At 57.6% G+C, this 21,385-nt stretch carries 12 protein-coding genes and 3 rRNA genes; 6 read left to right on the plus strand and 9 right to left on the minus strand.

The window, feature by feature from the left end:
- The first annotated feature begins 231 nt into the window (after positions 1-231).
- The 3 genes from HUW52_RS01685 (at position 232) to rrf (HUW52_RS01695) (ending at position 3,612) form a co-directional block, all read left to right on the plus strand.
- A 23S ribosomal RNA gene (locus HUW52_RS01685) occupies positions 232-3,125 on the plus strand.
- A 150-nt stretch (positions 3,126-3,275) separates the two neighbouring features.
- Positions 3,276-3,391 (plus strand): 5S ribosomal RNA (gene rrf / locus HUW52_RS01690).
- A gap of 105 nt (positions 3,392-3,496) precedes the next feature.
- A 5S ribosomal RNA gene (rrf, locus tag HUW52_RS01695) occupies positions 3,497-3,612 on the plus strand.
- A gap of 71 nt (positions 3,613-3,683) precedes the next feature.
- Here rrf (HUW52_RS01695) and HUW52_RS01700 read toward each other — a convergent pair.
- The 4 genes from HUW52_RS01700 to HUW52_RS01715 all read right to left on the minus strand — a co-directional run bounded on the left by HUW52_RS01700 (position 3,684) and on the right by HUW52_RS01715 (position 9,033).
- Positions 3,684-4,862 carry a PepSY domain-containing protein gene (locus HUW52_RS01700; RefSeq protein ID WP_175552804.1) on the minus strand — a complete coding sequence of 393 codons (1,179 nt, stop codon included), beginning with the start codon at positions 4,860-4,862 and terminating at the stop codon, positions 3,684-3,686.
- Between the two features lie 77 nt (positions 4,863-4,939).
- Complete coding sequence (locus HUW52_RS01705) at positions 4,940-7,444, minus strand: TonB-dependent siderophore receptor (protein WP_175552805.1); 2,505 nt, start codon at positions 7,442-7,444, stop codon at positions 4,940-4,942.
- Positions 7,445-7,531: 87 nt separating this feature from the next.
- Positions 7,532-8,533 carry a FecR domain-containing protein gene (locus tag HUW52_RS01710; RefSeq protein ID WP_175552806.1) on the minus strand — a complete coding sequence of 334 codons (1,002 nt, stop codon included), beginning with the start codon at positions 8,531-8,533 and terminating at the stop codon, positions 7,532-7,534.
- Positions 8,533-9,033, minus strand: a complete 501-nt coding sequence (locus HUW52_RS01715) for a sigma-70 family RNA polymerase sigma factor (protein ID WP_026000801.1) — start codon at positions 9,031-9,033, stop codon at positions 8,533-8,535. The genes HUW52_RS01710 and HUW52_RS01715 overlap by 1 nt, the downstream gene beginning before the upstream one ends.
- Before the next feature lie 303 nt (positions 9,034-9,336).
- Between HUW52_RS01715 and HUW52_RS01720 the strand changes: the two genes are divergently transcribed.
- Positions 9,337-11,217 carry a methyl-accepting chemotaxis protein gene (locus tag HUW52_RS01720; RefSeq protein WP_175552807.1) on the plus strand — a complete coding sequence of 627 codons (1,881 nt, stop codon included), beginning with the start codon at positions 9,337-9,339 and terminating at the stop codon, positions 11,215-11,217.
- A 143-nt stretch (positions 11,218-11,360) separates the two neighbouring features.
- Here the strand turns inward: HUW52_RS01720 and HUW52_RS01725 are convergent, their stop codons facing one another.
- From HUW52_RS01725 to HUW52_RS01745, 5 genes are all read right to left on the minus strand, one after another.
- Entirely contained in the window at positions 11,361-11,828 is a 468-nt protein-coding gene (locus HUW52_RS01725; protein ID WP_175552808.1) for an SRPBCC family protein, read from the minus strand.
- A gap of 23 nt (positions 11,829-11,851) precedes the next feature.
- Positions 11,852-15,244, minus strand: coding sequence for an amino acid adenylation domain-containing protein (locus tag HUW52_RS01730; protein ID WP_175552809.1), 3,393 nt, complete (start codon positions 15,242-15,244; stop codon positions 11,852-11,854).
- Between the two features lie 13 nt (positions 15,245-15,257).
- Positions 15,258-16,187, minus strand: coding sequence for a diiron oxygenase (locus HUW52_RS01735; protein WP_175552810.1), 930 nt, complete (start codon positions 16,185-16,187; stop codon positions 15,258-15,260).
- The gene (locus tag HUW52_RS01740) at positions 16,184-16,957 is read right to left on the minus strand and encodes a DUF3050 domain-containing protein (protein ID WP_371929233.1); all 774 of its coding nucleotides are present in this window, start codon (positions 16,955-16,957) and stop codon (positions 16,184-16,186) included. The genes HUW52_RS01735 and HUW52_RS01740 overlap by 4 nt, the downstream gene beginning before the upstream one ends.
- A gap of 741 nt (positions 16,958-17,698) precedes the next feature.
- Entirely contained in the window at positions 17,699-18,409 is a 711-nt protein-coding gene (locus tag HUW52_RS01745; protein ID WP_175552812.1) for a GntR family transcriptional regulator, read from the minus strand.
- Between the two features lie 197 nt (positions 18,410-18,606).
- Between HUW52_RS01745 and lapG the strand changes: the two genes are divergently transcribed.
- Both lapG and lapD read left to right on the plus strand, forming a co-directional pair.
- Complete coding sequence (gene lapG / locus HUW52_RS01750) at positions 18,607-19,299, plus strand: cysteine protease LapG (RefSeq protein ID WP_016987655.1); 693 nt, start codon at positions 18,607-18,609, stop codon at positions 19,297-19,299.
- Between the two features lie 14 nt (positions 19,300-19,313).
- Positions 19,314-21,260 (plus strand): cyclic di-GMP receptor LapD, encoded by a 1,947-nt coding sequence (lapD, locus tag HUW52_RS01755; RefSeq protein ID WP_175552813.1) that lies wholly within the window; start codon positions 19,314-19,316, stop codon positions 21,258-21,260.
- The last annotated feature ends 125 nt before the right edge of the window (positions 21,261-21,385 follow it).

The raw sequence follows: 21,385 nt of genomic DNA on the forward strand, positions 1-21,385 counted from the left end.
TCATGCGTTTGTAAAAGTGCAGAGCTAAATATTCGAATCGAATAGTTAGCTCTGATCTTTTTCAGAACCGTTCTTTAAAAATTTGGGTATGTGATAGAAAGATAGACTGAACGTTACTTTCACTGGTAACGGATCAGGCTAAGGTAAAATTTGTGAGTTCTCTTAGTTGAGAAATTCGAATTTTCGGCGAATGTCGTCTTCACAGTATAACCAGATTGCTTGGGGTTATATGGTCAAGTGAAGAAGCGCATACGGTGGATGCCTTGGCAGTCAGAGGCGATGAAAGACGTGGTAGCCTGCGAAAAGCTTCGGGGAGTCGGCAAACAGACTTTGATCCGGAGATGTCTGAATGGGGGAACCCAGCCATCATAAGATGGTTATCTTGTACTGAATACATAGGTGCAAGAGGCGAACCAGGGGAACTGAAACATCTAAGTACCCTGAGGAAAAGAAATCAACCGAGATTCCCTTAGTAGTGGCGAGCGAACGGGGACTAGCCCTTAAGTGGCTTTGAGATTAGCGGAACGCTCTGGAAAGTGCGGCCATAGTGGGTGATAGCCCTGTACGCGAAAATCTCTTGGTCATGAAATCGAGTAGGACGGAGCACGAGAAACTTTGTCTGAATATGGGGGGACCATCCTCCAAGGCTAAATACTACTGACTGACCGATAGTGAACTAGTACCGTGAGGGAAAGGCGAAAAGAACCCCGGAGAGGGGAGTGAAATAGATCCTGAAACCGTATGCGTACAAGCAGTGGGAGCAGACTTTGTTCTGTGACTGCGTACCTTTTGTATAATGGGTCAGCGACTTATTTTCAGTGGCGAGCTTAACCGAATAGGGGAGGCGTAGCGAAAGCGAGTCTTAATAGGGCGTCTAGTCGCTGGGAATAGACCCGAAACCGGGCGATCTATCCATGGGCAGGTTGAAGGTTGGGTAACACTAACTGGAGGACCGAACCGACTACCGTTGAAAAGTTAGCGGATGACCTGTGGATCGGAGTGAAAGGCTAATCAAGCTCGGAGATAGCTGGTTCTCCTCGAAAGCTATTTAGGTAGCGCCTCATGTATCACTGTAGGGGGTAGAGCACTGTTTCGGCTAGGGGGTCATCCCGACTTACCAAACCGATGCAAACTCCGAATACCTACAAGTGCCGAGCATGGGAGACACACGGCGGGTGCTAACGTCCGTCGTGAAAAGGGAAACAACCCAGACCGTCAGCTAAGGTCCCAAAGTTATGGTTAAGTGGGAAACGATGTGGGAAGGCTTAGACAGCTAGGAGGTTGGCTTAGAAGCAGCCACCCTTTAAAGAAAGCGTAATAGCTCACTAGTCGAGTCGGCCTGCGCGGAAGATGTAACGGGGCTCAAACCATACACCGAAGCTACGGGTATCATCTTCGGATGATGCGGTAGAGGAGCGTTCTGTAAGCCTGTGAAGGTGAGTTGAGAAGCTTGCTGGAGGTATCAGAAGTGCGAATGCTGACATGAGTAACGACAATGGGTGTGAAAAACACCCACGCCGAAAGACCAAGGTTTCCTGCGCAACGTTAATCGACGCAGGGTTAGTCGGTCCCTAAGGCGAGGCTGAAAAGCGTAGTCGATGGAAAACAGGTTAATATTCCTGTACTTCTGGTTATTGCGATGGAGGGACGGAGAAGGCTAGGCCAGCTTGGCGTTGGTTGTCCAAGTTTAAGGTGGTAGGCTGAGATCTTAGGTAAATCCGGGATCTTAAGGCCGAGAGCTGATGACGAGTTACCCTTTGGGTGACGAAGTGGTTGATGCCATGCTTCCAAGAAAAGCTTCTAAGCTTCAGGTAACCAGGAACCGTACCCCAAACCGACACAGGTGGTTGGGTAGAGAATACCAAGGCGCTTGAGAGAACTCGGGTGAAGGAACTAGGCAAAATGGCACCGTAACTTCGGGAGAAGGTGCGCCGGTGAGGGTGAAGGACTTGCTCCGTAAGCTCATGCCGGTCGAAGATACCAGGCCGCTGCGACTGTTTATTAAAAACACAGCACTCTGCAAACACGAAAGTGGACGTATAGGGTGTGACGCCTGCCCGGTGCCGGAAGGTTAATTGATGGGGTTAGCTAACGCGAAGCTCTTGATCGAAGCCCCGGTAAACGGCGGCCGTAACTATAACGGTCCTAAGGTAGCGAAATTCCTTGTCGGGTAAGTTCCGACCTGCACGAATGGCGTAACGATGGCGGCGCTGTCTCCACCCGAGACTCAGTGAAATTGAAATCGCTGTGAAGATGCAGTGTATCCGCGGCTAGACGGAAAGACCCCGTGAACCTTTACTATAGCTTTGCACTGGACTTTGAATTTGCTTGTGTAGGATAGGTGGGAGGCTTTGAAGCGTGGACGCCAGTTCGCGTGGAGCCATCCTTGAAATACCACCCTGGCAACTTTGAGGTTCTAACTCAGGTCCGTTATCCGGATCGAGGACAGTGTATGGTGGGTAGTTTGACTGGGGCGGTCTCCTCCTAAAGAGTAACGGAGGAGTACGAAGGTGCGCTCAGACCGGTCGGAAATCGGTCGTAGAGTATAAAGGCAAAAGCGCGCTTGACTGCGAGACAGACACGTCGAGCAGGTACGAAAGTAGGTCTTAGTGATCCGGTGGTTCTGTATGGAAGGGCCATCGCTCAACGGATAAAAGGTACTCCGGGGATAACAGGCTGATACCGCCCAAGAGTTCATATCGACGGCGGTGTTTGGCACCTCGATGTCGGCTCATCACATCCTGGGGCTGAAGCCGGTCCCAAGGGTATGGCTGTTCGCCATTTAAAGTGGTACGCGAGCTGGGTTTAGAACGTCGTGAGACAGTTCGGTCCCTATCTGCCGTGGACGTTTGAGATTTGAGAGGGGCTGCTCCTAGTACGAGAGGACCGGAGTGGACGAACCTCTGGTGTTCCGGTTGTCACGCCAGTGGCATTGCCGGGTAGCTATGTTCGGGAAAGATAACCGCTGAAAGCATCTAAGCGGGAAACTTGCCTCAAGATGAGATCTCACTGGAACCTTGAGTTCCCTGAAGGGCCGTCGAAGACTACGACGTTGATAGGTTGGGTGTGTAAGCGCTGTGAGGCGTTGAGCTAACCAATACTAATTGCCCGTGAGGCTTGACCATATAACACCCAAGCAATTTGCGCTTAAAAGCCAGATTGCGGTGTGTGAAGACGAAACGAACCGAAAGTTCGATGTTCACAAACACCGAAAGCTGTCACATACCCAATTTGCTGAAGCGAGGCCAACTGGCCACGATTCGGTACCCGAATTTCTTGACGACCATAGAGCGTTGGAACCACCTGATCCCATCCCGAACTCAGCAGTGAAACGATGCATCGCCGATGGTAGTGTGGGGTTTCCCCATGTGAGAGTAGGTCATCGTCAAGATTAAATTCCGAAACCCCAATTGCGAAAGCAGTTGGGGTTTTGTTTTAGTAGAAGTATCCGTTTTTGCTGGCTTGTTACCGTGTTGACAAGCCAGATACAGAATTTCTTGACGACCATAGAGCGTTGGAACCACCTGATCCCATCCCGAACTCAGCAGTGAAACGATGCATCGCCGATGGTAGTGTGGGGTTTCCCCATGTGAGAGTAGGTCATCGTCAAGATTGAATTCCGAAACCCCTGTCTGCTAACGCAGACAGGGGTTTTGTTATTTCAGGGCATGTAAAACCAATCATCAAACTGCTTTGCGTGCCTTGCTGATACGTCGAGCCTGCCATTTGCGCCACCAGATATAGACGCCAGTACCTGACAACCCCGCAATCAAAACACCTAACACCGCGATCATTACTTGCCCTGTAACCCCAATGATCCGTCCTCCGTGTATCGGTAACTGCAACCGGTAAAACTGTTCTCCTAACGTCCCCTGTCCTGCGATCTCCTGCCCTAACAAGCGCCCATCCGTACCATGAACGAACAACCAGGACTTGCCATGTGCTTCAGTGTCGTGCTGCCCGAATCCTGCGCCGTAGAAGTTGTACTCAAAGCTGTAATACAGCTCCCCGATCGCTGCAGTCAGTCCTAACCTTTTTCCCTCCTGTAGTGCCCTTTCGTACGCTTGCTGGTAACTCAACTGCGTCACCCCAAGATCACCAACAGGCATTCGCCCTCGAGCCTCATAGACGCTCGGCTCAATCGGCGAAAACAGCGACACCGCAGGCTTGAACAGCTGACTCGGTAAGTTCATCGCTACGCTGCTGATGGCGATCGGCAGCAACAACAGCCACAACCACAATCCCCCCGCACGATGCAGATCGAAGTTCAGCCGGTAGGCATGCCCACCCTTGACCTTCCAGGCCGTCGACCACTTCTTCCAGAATGGTTTTCCTCGCGGCAATGTCAGCCACAGCGCAACGAAGCAATCGATCACCCAGGCAACGGCCACCAACCCCATCAGCCACAATCCCCATTTCCCCGGCAATGTCAGGTTGTAGTGAAACTCCAGGATGAACGGGACAAAGTTCTTCCGTTCAAAACAACATTCTCCCCAATAACGCTGACCCATCTGCTCAGCGCTCACCGGATCCAGATAGAACACCTGACTACGCTCGGTAAATGGTTTGCCGGTCGCTGGATCATTACGTGGAACAGCCGCCAGTAGAGCGGTATGCCCCGCCTCATGCGGATACTCCATGTACCAGACCTGCAGCTTTGGATGCGCAGATTGCACTGCATCAACCAACTCGCCCGGTGGCAGGCGAGAACCCTGTGCAGACGCCGCATAAAACTGCGGATTCAACCATTCATCCAATTCATGATTGAACGCGAGAATGCTCCCGGTAACGCCGGCGAGTAGCAAAAACACTGCGGTGGCCAAGCCGATATAACGGTGCAACAACACCAGAAACGCACGCATGAGAATTTCCCCATAGAAACGACAAAGCCAGCTCCTGGAACATCAGGGGCTGGCTTTTTTATGCACAGGACAAAGGCTTAGAACTGGTAGCTGACCGTCGCCGCGACGTTGCGCTCTTCGCCCATGTAGCAGAAGTTCAGACTGGCGCAGGAGGCGACATAGGACTCATTGGTCAGATTGTTCGCGTTCAGACGCACATCGACGCCCTTCAAGCCGACCTTGCCCAAGTCATAGCCAAACGAGGCATCAAATAGCGTGTAGGAAGGCACCTTCAGGGTGTTTTCCGCATCAGCCCAGCTGTAACCGACATATCGCACACCGCCACCCAGGCGCAGGCCATCGAGCGCGGCGCTGTCGAATTTGTAGTCAGCCCACAATGACGCCATATGACGCGGCGCCTGCGTCGGCGAGTTGCCTTTGTTCTCGATCACATCGGTCGGCGTGCTCAACGTGCTGACCATCGACTTGGAGTATTCGATATCGGTGAAGGTATAGCTGCCGAGGACTTTGAGGTTGTCGGTCAGTTGCATGTGCGCTTCCAGCTCCAGACCTTGAGAGCGGACAGCGCCTACTGCGCGATAAAAGTTTTCCTGCGGCAGTTTGGTCGCCAGATTTTCCTGATCGATGCGGAACAGCGACGCAGTAAACAAGTTGTCAGTGCCCGGCGGCTGATACTTCAAACCGACTTCCCACTGCGTACCGTCGGTAGGTGCCAAAGGATTACCGGCGCTGTCGGCATAGGAGTTCGGGTTAAACGATTCGGAGTAGCTGATGTACGGCGCCAAACCGTTATCGTACAAGTACAACGCGCCAGCACGGCCGGTGAGTTTGGTGCGGCGATCATTGATCTCTGTGCCAAGCGGGCGCCCTGCTTCAGCGATACGATTTTCGTCCGAAGTCTCGACCCAGTCTTGACGCAGGCCCAGCGAGAAACGCCACTTGTCCATCTCGATCAGGTCTTGCAGGTAAACCCCGGTCTGCTCCAGACGGCGCAGGTAGCTGGTCTTGCCGTACATATCGATTGCCGAGTTGCCGTACAGCGGGTTGAACGCATTGATTGGTGCAAGACCGCCGCTGGTCCAGTCAACCACGGTTTTGCGCCGCTGGTAGTCGGCACCCATCAGCACAGTGTGTTTGGTCGCACCGGTGAAAAATTCAGCCTGAAGCATGTTATCGACGATAAACGCATGCAGGCGCTCATCACCGCCGGTGTAGTAGCGGTTCAGCTCGTTGCTGGTTGGCGAGGTCCAGCCATACGCGTAGACCTGATCCATGTTCACTTTGGAATCGAGATAACGAAAGTTCTGTCGCGCGGTGAAGACGTCGTTGAAGCGATGTTCAAATTGATAACCGAATGATTGCTGATCGCGCGAATAACCATCGATGCCTGGCTCACCTTCGAAAAAGTGTGGCGAGATGCGGTTGCCATTGCGCTGATGAATTGTGCCGTCGGCCGGTACGCCGCCGTGGTAGCCACCGTCCGGATCATGTTGCAGATAAGCCTGCAAGGTCAGCGAAGTGTCTTCACTGAAATCAATGCTGAGGGTCGGTGCGAGGGCGAAGCGCTTTTCCTTGTTGTGGTCGAACTGAGTGTCGGACTGATCCGTTAAGCCGGTCAGACGATAGGCAATACGCTTGTCGTCATCGACCGGGCCGCTGAAGTCAAAACCGACCCCGCGCTGACCCTGCGTGCCGACCGTGGCTTGCACTTGATGGTAAGCCTCGTACAACGGTTTCTTGCTGGTCAGTGCCACCAGACCGCCCGGCGAACTGCGGCCGTACAGCACCGATGACGGCCCCTTGAGAATATCCACGCGCTCAAGGAAATACGGATCGACCTGCATGGTGCTGTAAGTGCCGCTGTCGCCCATCGACTTGAGGCCGTCGAGGTAGATGTTGTCCACCGAGCCGTCGTTGAAGCCGCGCATTGCCACGTAGTCATAGCGATGCGTTGCGCCGTACGGATTGGTCAGCACGCCCGGGGAGTAGCGCATCGCTTGCGAGACAGTCTGCGACCCCTGATCGTCCATTTGCTCGCGAGTGACCACCGACACGCTTTGCGAAGTTTCCAGCAACGCGGTACTGGTCTTGGTGGCGATCTGGCTGTGAGTGGCGTTGTAACCATCCGTGCTGCCCAATGCGTTGCCGAGGGCAAAGCCTTTGATGTCCGTCGTCGGCAAGGCCAGCGCGGCGGATTCGGCGAGCGGACGCAGGATATAGCTGCTGCCATCCTGACTGACCGCGTCCAGACCCGAACCGCCGAGCAAATGGCTCAGCGCCTGATCGGTCGAGTACTCACCCTGTACACCCGGCGATTGCAGTCCCTGAGTTTGCTGCGGCGTCATCGACAACGTGATGCCAGCCTGACGGGCAAATTGATTCAGTGCGTCACCGAGAGGGCCAGCAGCAACGCTGTAGCGGTGGCTGACTGCACTGGCTGCGGGATTTGCCGCCATGCTCAAGGAAGGCATCACACCAACGCCCAGTGCCGTCGAAAACAGCGCAGCCCTGATGGCGTGGCGCAACAGTACCGATTCGGCAGTGAAATTCGGAGAGTTCTTACAGGTGGCGCGGACAGTCATTGTAGGTTTCCGTAGGAAGTCGCAAACGCTTGAGTTGAAGTGCTTACTGACTAAGCCGGACTGGCTGCAAAAACCCGCCAAAAAATTTTAAACCGCGCGTTCCAGGGTCACCCACCAACGCGTGCGATAGCGCAATTGCACCGGCAACGTCTGCGGCAGAATCGCCAGCAGTTTGTCGGTGTCTTCCAGACGGAATACGCCGGACAGGCGCAGTTCCGCCACTTGCGAAGCACAGTTCAGAAAGCCCTGACGATAACGCGCGACTTCGGCGAGAAAGTCACCCAAACGCATGTTGCGCGTGACGATCAAGCCATCGACCCACGCGCCAGCGTCCATATCCAGCGTCGGGGCCGGGCGTACCTGGTGGTGGTCGATCAGATAACTCTGCCCGGCGAGTGCGTCTACCGAAGTGCCGCCGGAGTGGATGGCCACCTGGCCATGGGTGACGCTGAGCCGCGTGCAATCATTGTCCTGGCGCAGGATGAATCGGGCGTGGACGGGCTCATAAGTGCCGTGACGGTTTTGTACACGCAGCGGCCGATCAGTCGGCGCGCCCTCGTCGGAGCCACCACACGTGACAATGATTTCCCCGCGAGTCAGTTTGATCAGGCGCTGTTGCGCCGTGTAATCCAGATCCACCGCGCTGGCAGTGTTCAACTCGATCCGCGTGCCATCCGGCAACTGGAAGCCGCGCCGCTCGCCAGTTGCCGTAGCGTAATCGGCACTCCATTGCTGCCACACGGCAGTGTCCTTGGCCAGCCAGGCGGCGGAGCCCATCAGCAATACGCCGGACAATAGCTTCAACGCCTGTCGCCGGCCCAGACCCTGGGCACTGTTTTCCAGTGTATTGAATGCCACATGCGCGCCGGGCACCGCGCGCAGGTTGTTGTTCAGTTCGGCTTGCAGCGACTGCACCCGCTGCCAGGCCAATTCATGTTCATGGTGTTCGGCGCGCCACTGTTCGCACTGGCGGTTCAACCGCGAATTGCCATGGTTATTGCGCAGGCGCAGCAGCCAATGAATGGCTTGTTTGACCACTTGTTGCTGAGGCTCGGCACGGCGACCGAGTGCGGCGCTATCCACAGGCATCAGCTTTCGTACCGCAGCACATAACAGTGATACAGCGCATCGGCGACATAACGTTCCACCGAACGCAACGACAGTCCCATCTGCTCGGCGATCTGCTTGTGTGTCAACCCTTCGCACTGCGCCAGCAGAAAGGCCTGACGCACTTTCGGCTTCAGTCCTTCAAGCATCCGCGCGATGCTCTCCAGCAATTCGATCACCAGCGCCCGGGCTTCGGCACTCGGTGTTTCTGCTTCAGGCAAATGGGCGATCGTTTCAAGATAGGCGCGTTCGATTTCCTCGCGACGCCAATGATCGATCACCAGCCCACGCGCAATCGTGCGCAGAAAGGCGCGAGGTGCTTTGAGTTCGAGGCGTTCGGTGCGTTGCAACAGGCGTACGAAAGTATCCTGGGCCAGATCTGCCGCATCTGCCGCGTTGCCCAGCCGCGCGCGCAGCCAAGCGTTGAGCCAGCCGTGATGACTACTGTAAAGCGCCTGTACTGCAAACTCAGGTGAGGACATGAACGCGAACGTCACAAATGATAATTACTCGCATTGTCATCAAGGGTTGCAGAATTTGCAACTGCCACTGATACAACGCTCATAAAAAACCGGCTGCCAGCCGCTCTAGTACGCCGTTCGGCGGGAATTCGCCAGAAATGCCATCCATTTCCCGCACAGCCCTAAGATTTCTCCGACACGTGCCGACAGACTGGTGAGACATGCGTGCACCAAAGTAGAGCGGCCAGAAGAACGCTGCCTGCGCTGTACATGGATGTTGCATCCGGAACGCATCCCCACTTTTGTCATAAGAAGTCCCATGAAATGAATCTCAAGTTCAGCCATAAAATCCTGTTGGCCGCCTCGGGCGTCGTGGTCCTGGCGTTCGCGCTGTTCACCCTCTACAACGATTATCTGCAGCGAAACACCATTCGCCAGAACCTCCAGTCCTCTGTGCAGCAGGCCGGTGATCTGACCGCCAGCAGCGTGCAGAACTGGATGAGCGGGCGGATTCTGGTGCTGGAAAACCTCGCGCAGAACGTTGCCCATCAGGGCAAGAACGCGGACTTCCCGGGGCTGGTCGATCAACCGGCCTTCACCTCGAACTTCCAGTTCACCTACGTCGGCCAGGCCAACGGTGTGTTCACCCAGCGCCCTGACGCGAAGATGCCGGACGGCTATGACCCGCGTCAGCGCCCTTGGTACAAGCAAGCCGTGGTGGCTGACAAAACCATGCTGACGCCGCCGTACATGGCTGCCGTTGGCGGGCTGGTGGTGACCATCGCCATGCCGGTGAAAAAGAACGGCGAGCTGCTCGGTGTGGTCGGTGGTGACCTGAGCCTGGAAACCTTGGTGAAGATCATCAACTCGGTGGACTTCGGTGGCCTCGGCCATGCGTTCCTGGTCAGCGCCGACGGTCAGGTGATCGTCAGCCCAGACAAAGATCAGGTCATGAAAAACCTGAAAGACATCTACCCGAACGCCAGCGTGCGCATCGAGAAGGGCAACCAGAACGTCGTGCTCAATGGCCAGGAACGCATTCTGTCGTTCACCCCGGTCAGTGACCTGCCGAATGCGCAGTGGTACATCGGTCTGTCGATTGATCGCGATAAAGCCTACGCCGCACTCAGCCAATTCCGCACATCGGCACTGATCGCGATGTTTGTCGCGGTGGCAGCGATTGCGCTGCTGCTGAGCCTGTTGATCAACGTCCTGATGCGTCCGCTGACCACCATGGGCCGCGCGATGCAGGACATTGCTCAGGGTGAAGGCGACCTGACTCGCCGTCTGGTAGTAGAAAGCAAAGACGAGTTCGGTGAATTGGGCAGCGCGTTCAACCAGTTCGTTGAACGGATTCACGCGTCGATTTCCGAGGTGTCCTCGGCGACCCGTCATGTGCATGACCTTTCGCAACGGGTGATGGCGTCGTCCAACGCTTCGATAATCGGTTCCGATGAGCAAAGCGCACGCACCAACAGCGTCGCTGCGGCGATCAACGAACTGGGCGCTGCTACTCAGGAAATCGCCCGCAACGCTGCCGATGCTTCGCAACACGCCAGCGGCGCCAGCGAGCAGGCCGATGACGGGCGTCAGGTGGTCGAGCAAACCATTCTGGCGATGACTGAGCTGTCGCAGAAGATCAGCCTGTCGTGCACGCAGATCGAAACCCTGAACGCCAGCACCGACAACATCGGCCACATCCTCGATGTGATCAAAGGCATTTCGCAACAGACCAACCTGCTGGCGCTCAACGCCGCGATCGAGGCGGCGCGTGCCGGTGAAGCCGGGCGTGGTTTTGCCGTGGTGGCGGACGAGGTGCGAAACCTCGCGCACCGCACCCAGGAATCGGCCGAAGAGATCCACAAAATGATCACCTCGCTGCAGATCGGTTCGCGTGAAGCGGTGACTACGATGAACGCCAGTCAGGCGTCCAGTGAACAGAGCGTGGAAGTGGCCAACCAGGCCGGTTTGCGTCTGGTCAGCGTGACCCAGCGTATCGGCGAAATCGACGGGATGAACCAGTCGGTGGCAGCGGCGACCGAAGAGCAGACCGCCGTGGTGGAAACCCTCAACGTCGACGTTAACCAGATCAACCTGCTGAACCAGCAGAGCGTGGCCAACCTCAATGAAACATTGAAGGATTGTGATGCGTTGTCGCAGCAGGCCAACCGCCTGAAGCAATTGGTCGACAGCTTCAAGATCTGACCTCAAGTCAGACCGCGTTATCGTTCATCGCGAGCAGGCTCACTCCTACAAATTAAACCGGGTTCCATCTGAAGGAACCCGATCAACTGTAGGAGTGAGCCTGCTCGCGATAGCGGTCTACAACTCACCGCCGAACTCAAGCTTTAAACAAACAGCTTCAGCACATTCCCCATCGCATCATCCGCAAACCCCTGCACAAAATCCTTGAACCCCGGCAACGCCTCTTCACCCCCCGAAGCCGGCTCGGCAATGATCGTCCACGTCGCCCGGGACTTGCCTGCGCCCAGCGCTTCCACATTCATCGCCGCCCACAGATTCGCCACCCCCAAGGTGTTGTAAATCGTCGTCCAGGTCATGCTCCGCGCCTGCTCATCGCGGGAGTTGAGTTGCTCGACCACCACGTTGCCATCCTTGAAGAACTTCTTGCGCAGTGAGGACACGCCCTCACCGGTCATTTCGATGTGCGACAGCGCCGGGATGAAACGGTCGAAAGCGCTGAAGTCGCCGACCACCGCCCAGACTTGCGCCGCGTCTGCGGGCACTTCCACCGACGATACAACGTGGCAGCCGTGCGGGTTTTTGATCAGGGTGTCGGGTTGCAGATTGCTCATGGTGTTGCTCCTTTCTTATGGCTTCAGATGAAGTTGATTTGCTTCAGGTAGTCGCAGCCGCGACGCAGCAGCGCCGGAGATTTCTGCGGGTAGTGCGCGCCCATTTGCTGCACGCCGGCTTCAGCGTTGGCGTGGCCGATCAGAGAGATGTCGCCGATGTCTTCTTCAAAGCCGTTGAGGTAGAAACCGAGTACGCCGAACAGCGCGTTATCGGCGTCGACCCGGTTCAGTTGCTGCTGCCAGTCGGCAACGCTGACCAGCGCGAACTCGCTGCCGGTTTCGCGGAACGAAGCGACGTAGGCGTCCCAGCTCAGCGGCTCGGGGTTGTGCAGGTTGAACACCGCCCGCTCGGGTGAATAACGGCTGGCGTGGAAGGCGATGAAACGGGCGAGAAAGTCCACCGGCATCAGGTCGAAATTCAGCGCGAAGGCTGGCACCTGACCGAGCTGGATCGAGCCCTTGAGCATCAACATCAAACGGTTTTTGTGCGGTTGGCATACGCCGCTCAAGCTGTTGAAGCTGATGTTGCCGGGGCGATAAAGATTGACCCGAACGCCGCGTTCGCGCGCCCGTTCAAGGATGCGTTCAGCGACCCATTTCGACAGGTTGTAGCCGTTGCGGATGTAGATCGGTGGCGTCAGCGCGGCAGGCAATTCCAGCACTCGCCCCGCATCATCGACCGTGCTTGAAGCCGACAGCGTCGAGACGAAGTTGAAGACCTTTTTGCTCCGCCCTTCGCACAAGCGCAGCAGGGCGAAAATTGGTTCGACGTTGTCCGCCGCCAGCGACTCGTAATCGAGGACGTGATTGACGTTGGCGGCGTTGTGCACCAGTGCGCCGAACTCGCAATCGAGGCGCTGATAGTCTTCATCATTCAGGCCCAACTGCGGACGCGTAATATCCGCCGCGTAAACCCGCACCCGGCTCAGATCCAGATGCTCCAGACGGTTTTCCCGCAGTGCCTCGGCAAAGCGTTGCACCGCCGTTTTGCCGCCGCCGTCGCGCACCAGACACGCCACTTCGCTGGCGCCCCAACCAAGCAGCGCCTCGACGATGTGCACACCGACAAAGCTGTTGGCACCAGTAACGATGACTTTATGCACATCGCCCATGCGGCTGATGGGGAGCGGTTCGATGTCCAGCGCACGTTCGGCGTCGGCCATGGCCTGAGCGCTGAGCACCGCGTTGTCATCGGTGCCGCGCACCAGCGTTGCGAGTTTGATGATGGTCGGCAGTTCGATGAAGCGATTGATCGAAATGCTGCGACCGAATTCCTCACGCAAACGCAGCAACATCCGCGACAGCAGAATCGAGTGGCCACCGAGATTGAAGAAGCTTTCGTCGGTGGAAATGTCGTTGGTCGGTAACTCCAGCAATTCCGTCCAGACCTCCAGCAGCAGTGCTTCATCAGCATTCGCCGGCAGGCATTTCGGCCCGCTGTCCTGCACATTTACCGGCAGTTGCAGCAGTGCTTTACGGTCGACCTTGCCGTTGCTGGCGAACGGCATGCTCGGCAGCTCAGTCCACGCCACGGGTTGCATGTAGTCGGGCAAAAACTGCCGGGCGTGAGCCTTCAATGCTTCGCGCGCGGTGTCTGATTGTGGCTGGGCGAGGAAAGCCAGAATGCGCCGCTGACTGTCGATCACCACCGCCACTTGCCGGTACAACTGGCTCTCGCGCAGGCAGCGTTCGATCTCTTCCGGCTCGACCCGGAAGCCGCGGATTTTTACCTGATTGTCGCGCCGCCCGCACAGCTCGATACCGTGCTCGCCCCACCTGGCCATGTCGCCGCTGCGGTAGGCGCGCAACGTCTGCCCGTCCGGCAGATTCAAGATCAGATAACGCTCGGCGGTCTGCTGTGGATTGTTCAGATAACCGAGGCAGACGCCGGGGCCGACGATGAACAATTCGCCGACGGTGTTCTGCGGCAGCGGTTGCAAATCGTCATCGAGAATCAGCACCTGGCTGTTGGCGATCGGCGCGCCGAGGCTGCGATTGCTGTCACCGGGTATCAGCTGACGCGCAGTGATCAGCACCGTGGCTTCGGTCGGTCCGTAAAGGTTGTGCAGCGTGCCCTGACGGGTCAGTTGCTCGATGACGAACGGCTCGCAGACATCGCCGCCGGTCATCACTTGCACACCCTCCAACTGCTCCAGCGGCAGGATGCTCAACAGCGCTGGCGGCAGGAAGGCGTGGGTCAGTTGCCGGCGGCGGATCAGCGCGACCAGTTGCAGCGGATCGCGCCGTTGGGTGTCGTCGGGCACCACCAGTTCGGCGCCTTCGAGCAGGGTCGGGAAGATGTCGATCAGTGATGAGTCGAAGCTCAGCGATGAGAACTGCAAGACTCGACTCTCGGCCTGCAACTGCACGTAATCGGCGTACCACGCGGTGAAGTGCGCGAGGTTGGTCTGGCTGAGCAATACGCCCTTTGGATGCCCGGTGGTGCCCGAGGTATAGAGCGCCATGCACGGGGCATCAAGGTCTGGGCGGCTGCGCATCAACGGCTGGCTGAGATCGGCCGCTGAGCTCTCGATGCGGGTGACATCCAGCCCAGCCATGGTGGCGCTGAGCGGATGCTCGCCATCATGCAACAACAGCGACGCGCCGGCGTTTTGCAGAATGTATTGCTGGCGCTGCAACGGATGGCTCGGCTCCAGCGGCAGGTACACCGCGCCGCTGCCGAGGATCGCCAGAATCGAAGCGAACAACGCCGGACTCTTCGGCAGGCAGATACCGACCACCCACGGCTGCGGATGTTGCTCGAGCAAGGGCAGCAAGCGCTGTTGGATCGCGCGACTGTGGGCGTGCAATTGCCGATAGCTGATCGACTGTTCGGCGAGGTGCAGTGCAGGTCGTTCGGCGTGATGGATCAGGCTCTGTTGCAGGCGTTCGATTGCCGGGATCTGCGCCTGTTCCAGCAGCGTCGGATTCGCCGTGTCGTTGAGGCGATGGATGTACGCCAGGCTGTCGAGGAACAGCAGGTCTTCCATCCGCTCGAAATCCGCCACCGGCACCGACGCAGCCTGCTGAAAATAGTCAGCATCACGAGAGAAGCGACTGACCAGCAACGTCACTTCGTCGACCACCTGCGTCAGTGCTCGCTGGCGCAGTGACTGACCATTGCCGGACGGCTCATCGGCAATCGGCACGCGGCTGATCAGTGACGAGCCGAGGAAGCACAGCAGATCGAGTGAAGGTAAACCGGCTTTGCTGTGCGCATTGATACCCAAGCGCAGATGCAGGTGCGGGATTGCGCAGCCATCGCCAGCGCCGATAAAGCCATCGTCGATGATCAAGTCCACCGTCGCTGCCGGAACGCCGCTGCGCTGCAATGTGTGGCCGTGTTGTTCAAGCTCCAGCGCCAGGTCGGTCATGGCCTGGCTGGCGCCAATCAGTAAAATGTCGAGACGTTTCATGTCGGCCTCCTTGTCAAACCAGGTAGTCACGCAGGGCGTGCTGCACGCAGGGCGTGTCGAGCAGCGAGCTGTTGTGGAAGAACTTGACGATGTTGCCCACCAGCGGATGGTGGCGATTGATCGGGAACGCCAGCCCGGTCATTTCATCCCGGAGCGAGCGGCGCGTGGCCTCGCTGACCGGCAGCGCATCGATCAAGCGCAGGTCGAAGGCTTTCTGGATGTCGTTGGTCAGGTAATGGCCGATGAACACCGGCAGGATTTGCGCGATGGTTTCGCGATCCGCCGCGCTGGCGGTGTGCCAATAGATGCGCACCATCCGCGCCCAGAAGCTCGAATGACGACCTTCATCGAGCAGGTGATCGGCCATCAGGCCTTTGATCGACGGCTTGACCGTGTCGTCGCGAGCGAACGCGGCGACATCACCGGTCACGGTGTTTTCGGCGATGGCCACGCAAACCAGTTCCACCGCGCTACGCAGGTGCTCGGGTGCCAGCGCAACAGCGGCGGGAATCGCCCGGCTCAGCTCGATTTCATCGGGCAACTGAATCGGTTCGATACCGGTCATCGCCACCGTTTGCTGCATGAAATCCATCGCCACCAGCGCGTGATAATCCTCGTCGACCACCACGGTCATCGCGTCGTAACGACAGGCAAACGGGAAGGCCACGGCGAAGCGATTCTTGGCGATGCTGCGCGCGGTTTTATCGACGATCTCGGTTTCGAAAATCACCACATCGTTGATGAATTTGTACAACGTCTGCACCAAGGCGAAATCACGTTGTTGCGGGCACTCGCGCAGGAAGGTTTCGCTGAGCACCAGCGGCTGGCGGCTGAGCGGATAGATCAGGCGCTCGTCGTCTTCGAGCACGCGCCGCGGGCGAGTGCGGATGGTCGCGCGGTTCTCCCAGGCGTCGGCAAAGGATTGATAGTCGGCGGCGTTCATTGGGCCACCTCCGCCAATGGTTCGCGCATGCTCAGGCGCAGGCCGTCCCACAAGGCGATTCGGCTTTCCACGGCGGCAATGGCGCTGGCGTAGACTTCGGCCTGGCGCTGCGGATCGCCGTCGACCAGGCGCGCGAGAAGGTGCTCCGCCGCCGGGCCGTGATCTTCGGAGTCGACTTCGATGTGGCGCTCCAGGTAATAGCGGAAGGTCGGCGCTTGCTCGATTCCGATGCCCCAATCGTCAAGAATGCGCTGGAACATGCTCGGGATCACGCTCTCGCGACCATGCAGAAACGCCGCCGCCACACTGTGTCCCGGTGCATGCAGGGCGGTACGCAAGGTGTCGCGGACAAACTGCGCGGCGGCCGGATCAACTTCGACGCTTTGCAGCGCGACGTCATAGCTCACACCTTCCTGTTGCAGCGCGACAAAGCGCTCCACGGCGGTGGTATTCGCGCCGATTTCGCGCATGGCATCCAGGTACAACTCGAAATGGCTGTAATGACCTTCCGTCAGACGATCATCCGACTCCTCGCCGAGAACGATCTCGTTGATCAACCGGGCGGCGTGAGGATCGCGCGGCGGTAACCACGGCAACCGCGTGCAGGTCAGCTCCTGCTGCAGGCGTTTGGTCAGCGACATGAAATCCCACACGGCAAATACGTGGGTTTCCATGAAACGTTGCAACACCGATAACGATGTGATCTCGGAAAAGATCGGGTGAATGCTAAGTTCGGCTTTCTTCAGGGCGAGTTGGTTCTTATTGGGCATCATGATGTCCTTTATCGTTGATGTTGAATGGAACTGTTCTGGCAACTGCGCAAACAATGAAACGACGACTTGCTTGTTTTCTTTCGGCGAACGACAACCTTCTTTCTGCAAGGTAAGTACGGAGCTGATATAGCGCTGACATGCCAGCCCCTAATGCGCTGCTGCTGTGCCGCAGGCATTGGGCCGCTGCCGAAGTGAACGGTGAAGTTCACACTTGGCGAAGAAAAACTAATACACCGACAAAGTGTTTAACAAGTACATTTTTAATTATTTTAAGTTGGCTGTTTTTTGAAGTTGAGTAATACCGATAAAACTTCTGGCGGAAGTTTTATTTAGGCGTAGAAGCTCCTTTCGGCGAATAACGGCCAAAATTGATCGACAAGAGTGAATGCCTCACTCGAAGCAACTTTTCAGTAATAAGAGTTGAATGATTTAAAAGGGCGGAAGTTGGCCGTGACCCCGCGCCATGACTTCCTTTTTCCCGTGGCAAGGCTCCTTCCGTAGGTTCCTGGTGCGGGGACTGCGCCGTCAGGGCGGCGCGTCGCCCGTTCTTTATGGGGTTGGCCGTCCAAGAGTGCGGGTAAATGAGCGCCACGGCTATTACCGATTCGTCACCGGCAAGGTGCAAATTTCGGACTCAGCGGCGCGGGGAGGTTAGAGCGGGCACGCGGATCCGCCCACCCGAGGGCTGGCAGATCGCTTGGGGATTTGTAAGAGGGTGATTCGCGGGCAGGTACGCGTTCAGCGCGCGGCTTGGCGGCTTTGTGCGGCGGGGGTGGCGAGATAGCGGGTAATAACCTCGACGCCCCGATTGAGGTGTTGCTCAAGGAGTTTGATCGACCGGTCAGTGTCGCGATCCTGCACCGCTTGCAGCATCGCCCGGTGATCGTCCTGGGACAATTTGCCCAGGCCCATGGCCTCAAGATTGAAACGCAGGAAGCGTTCCTCTTCGTTGAGTCCGTCTTCGACCAGGCGTAGCAAGCGTTGGTTGGGCGCCTTGCTGTACAGGGCCATGTGGAACAAACGGTTGAGCCGGCCGATTTCCGTGTAGTCGTGTTGCGCTTCCAGCTCTTCGATGTAAGCGGACGCGCGTGCATGATCCGCTGCCGTCAACAGCGGAATCGACTGCCGCATGGCTTCGGATTCGAGCAGGATGCGCAATTCGTAGGTTTCAGTGGCATCGCCCTGAATCAACGGTGCAACCACCGCACCTTTATGCGCGGTAACGCTGAGCAGTTCCTGGGCCTCGAGCTGGCGCAAAGCTTCGCGCACTGGCATGCGGCTGACGCCGAACAGGTCGGCCAGATCCTGCTGACGCAGCGCCGTGCCGCAGGGCAGACGCCCATCGAGGATCGCCGAGCGCAGGGTTTCTTCGATCACTGAACGGGCCAGATGCGCAGGAATCGGTCCGTCGACTTTAATGCTGTGCAGCGGTTTGGGCTTCTGTGTCACGACTACGCACCCTGTATGTCGGCCTGATTTGGATCCAAATGACACTAGTGATTGCTCTACAGGTTGTCAAACCTTGTAGAACATCGTGGTGCCCAGTGAAGTTTAGCGCGCCGAGGATGATCTCATGGTGCCATTGTTTTTTGCCGGGCTAAGCTTCACCATCAAACGCTTTCCTTCCTGCCCTCTGGAAACCTGCTGTGGCGGTACGTTTCGCGATCCCCCGGACGCTGCGCTGGCTAGGCTGCGCATTGTTGCTGGCCGGCATGATGCTGGGCGGTCTGCATGCCGATTGGGATTTTTCCACGATCAGCCGCAAAGCCACGGCACTCTACGGGCCGCTGGGTGCCGGCCAACAGCGTATCGATGCCTGGCAGAATCTCTTGGCCACGCAGAAACAGGTCAGCGAAATGGAAAAACTCAAAGTGGTGAACCTGTTCTTTAACAAACAGGTGCGCTACGTCGAAGACATCGACCTGTGGCACGAGGTCGATTATTGGGAAACCCCCATCGAAGCGCTGTGGAAGGGCGCCGGCGACTGCGAAGACTACGCGATCGCCAAGTATTTCAGCCTGCGCCACCTCGGGGTTTCCAGTGACAAACTGCGCATCACCTACGTCAAGGCGTTGCGTCAGAACCGCGCGCACATGGTCCTGACTTACTATGCCACCCCCGATGCCATGCCGCTGGTGCTCGACAGCCTGATCGACCCGATCCAGCCGGCGTCGCAGCGAACCGATTTGCTGCCGGTCTACTCTTTCAATGCTGAAGGGTTGTACCTGCCGGGGGCCAAGGGCAACAAGAAGGTCGGTGATACCAAACGCCTGTCACGCTGGCAGGATGTGTTGAAGAAAATGCAGGCCGAAGGTTTCCCGGTCGAGACGACTAACTAGGAGCACGCGCTCAGATGTCTTTGTTCAAACAGCTGTTGATCGCTATCTGTCTGTTCCTGGTGGTCGCCTTCACCGGCAGCTTCATGGTCAGTCTGGAAAGCTCGCGCACCCAGTACGTCAACCAGTTGCGCTCGCATGCCCAGGACGCCGCGACGGCGCTGGCCTTGTCGCTGACGCCGAATATCGACGACCCGGCGATGGTCGAGCTGCTGGTCAGCTCGATTTTCGACAGCGGTTATTACGCGAGCATCCGCGTGGTCGATCTGAAGACTGACCAGACGATTGTCGAGCGCAGTGGCATTCCGGCCGTCAGCAATGTGCCGGACTGGTTCGTCAAACTGATTGGTCTGGAGCCGGCCGGTGGCGATGCGCTGGTCAGCCGTGGCTGGGAGCAGGCGGCGCGGGTCGAGGTGGTCAGCCATCCGATGTTCGCTGTGGCCAAACTGTGGCAGAGCGCGTTGGGCAGCCTTGGCTGGCTGCTGATCTGCGGCGCAGTGAGTGCGGTGCTCGGCGCGCTGCTGCTGCGCCGGCAATTGAAGCCACTGGATTACATGGTCAAGCAATCCCACGCCATCGCCCGTCGCGAATTCCTCAGCCTGCCGGATCTGCCGCGCACGCCTGAGTTGCGTCGCGTGGTGCAGGCGATGAACCAGATGGTCGAAAAGCTCAAGGCGCTATTCCAGGAGCAGGCCGAGCGCAGTGAAAAGCTGCGCGCCGAGTCCTATCAGGACAACCTCACTGGGCTGGCCAACCGGCGTTATTTCGAGATGCAGTTGAACAACCGGGTGAGCAACCCGGAGCAGGCCAGTTCGGGTTACTTGCTGCTGTTGCGGGTCAAGGATCTGGCCGGGCTCAACCAGCGTCTCGGTGGCCAGCGCACCGATGAACTGCTGAAAGCAGTTGGCGAACAATTGTCGCGCGAATGCGCCAAGTACCCGGAAACGCAGAACCTCGTCACCCGTATTCGTGGCGGTGAATTCGCCGTACTGGCGCCGGGACTGGTCCGCGAGGAAGCGCTGCAACTGGCGCAGAATCTCGACAATGCCTTGAGCAGTTTGCACGCCACTGGCGCGACCGACGTTGCGGCCGTGGCGTCGATCGGTCTGGCGCCATTCACTCACGGCGATTCGCCGCAACAGGTGCTGACGCTCGGCGATCAGGCGCTGGCGCAAGCCGAAGGGCAGGGTGAGCAGAACTGGGCCTGTATCGATCAGAGCCTGACGGCGGATGTCGGCGACGATCACCACGCTTGGCATCGCTTGCTTGATCAGGCCTTGAGTCAGCAGCGTTTCGAGCTGTATTTCCAACCGGTGGTGGCGGCCGCCGACACGCAACTGGTGCTGCATTACAAAGTGCTGTCGCGCTTGCTCGATGATCAGGGCCAGACCATTCCAGCCGGACGTTTCCTGCCGTGGCTGGAACGTTTTGGCTGGACCGCACGCCTGGATCGCCTGATGCTCGAGCGGGTGCTGGAACAGATGAAAGAACATGAAGATTCGCTGGCGCTGAACCTGTCTTCGGCGACCCTGGCGGATCCGCAGGCGTTGAACAAAGTCTTCGAGATTCTGCGTGCGCATTCCAACCTCGGTGCGCGCTTGACCCTGGAAATCGGTGAGGAGCAATTGCCCGAGCAAGCGGTGCTGGAGCAGTTGACCCGGCGCCTGCGCGAACTCGGTTTCTCTCTGAGTCTGCAGCGGTTTGGGGGGCGCTTCAGCATGATCGGCAACCTGGCGCGGCTGGGGCTGGCGTACTTGAAGATCGATGGCAGTTACATTCGTGCGATTGATCAGGAGAGTGACAAGCGTCTGTTCATCGAGGCGATCCAGCGTGCGGCGCACAGCATTGATCTGCCGCTGATTGCCGAGCGCGTCGAGACGGAAGGGGAGTTGGCGGTGATTCGCGAGATGGGCTTGTATGGGGTGCAGGGGCAGTTGTTGGGTGAGCCGAAGCCTTGGCGGTGAATCATCGCAAAAGCAACCCTCACCCTAGCCCTCTCCCAGAGGGAGAGGGGACTGACCGTGGGATATTGACGTAATACGCCGACGTGAAAGAACTCAGCTGAATTCATAATCAACCCGATCTCTCA

Origin of the sequence: Pseudomonas sp. 43A, from assembly GCF_013363935.1 — a bacterium.
GTDB lineage: Bacteria > Pseudomonadota > Gammaproteobacteria > Pseudomonadales > Pseudomonadaceae > Aquipseudomonas > Aquipseudomonas crudilactis.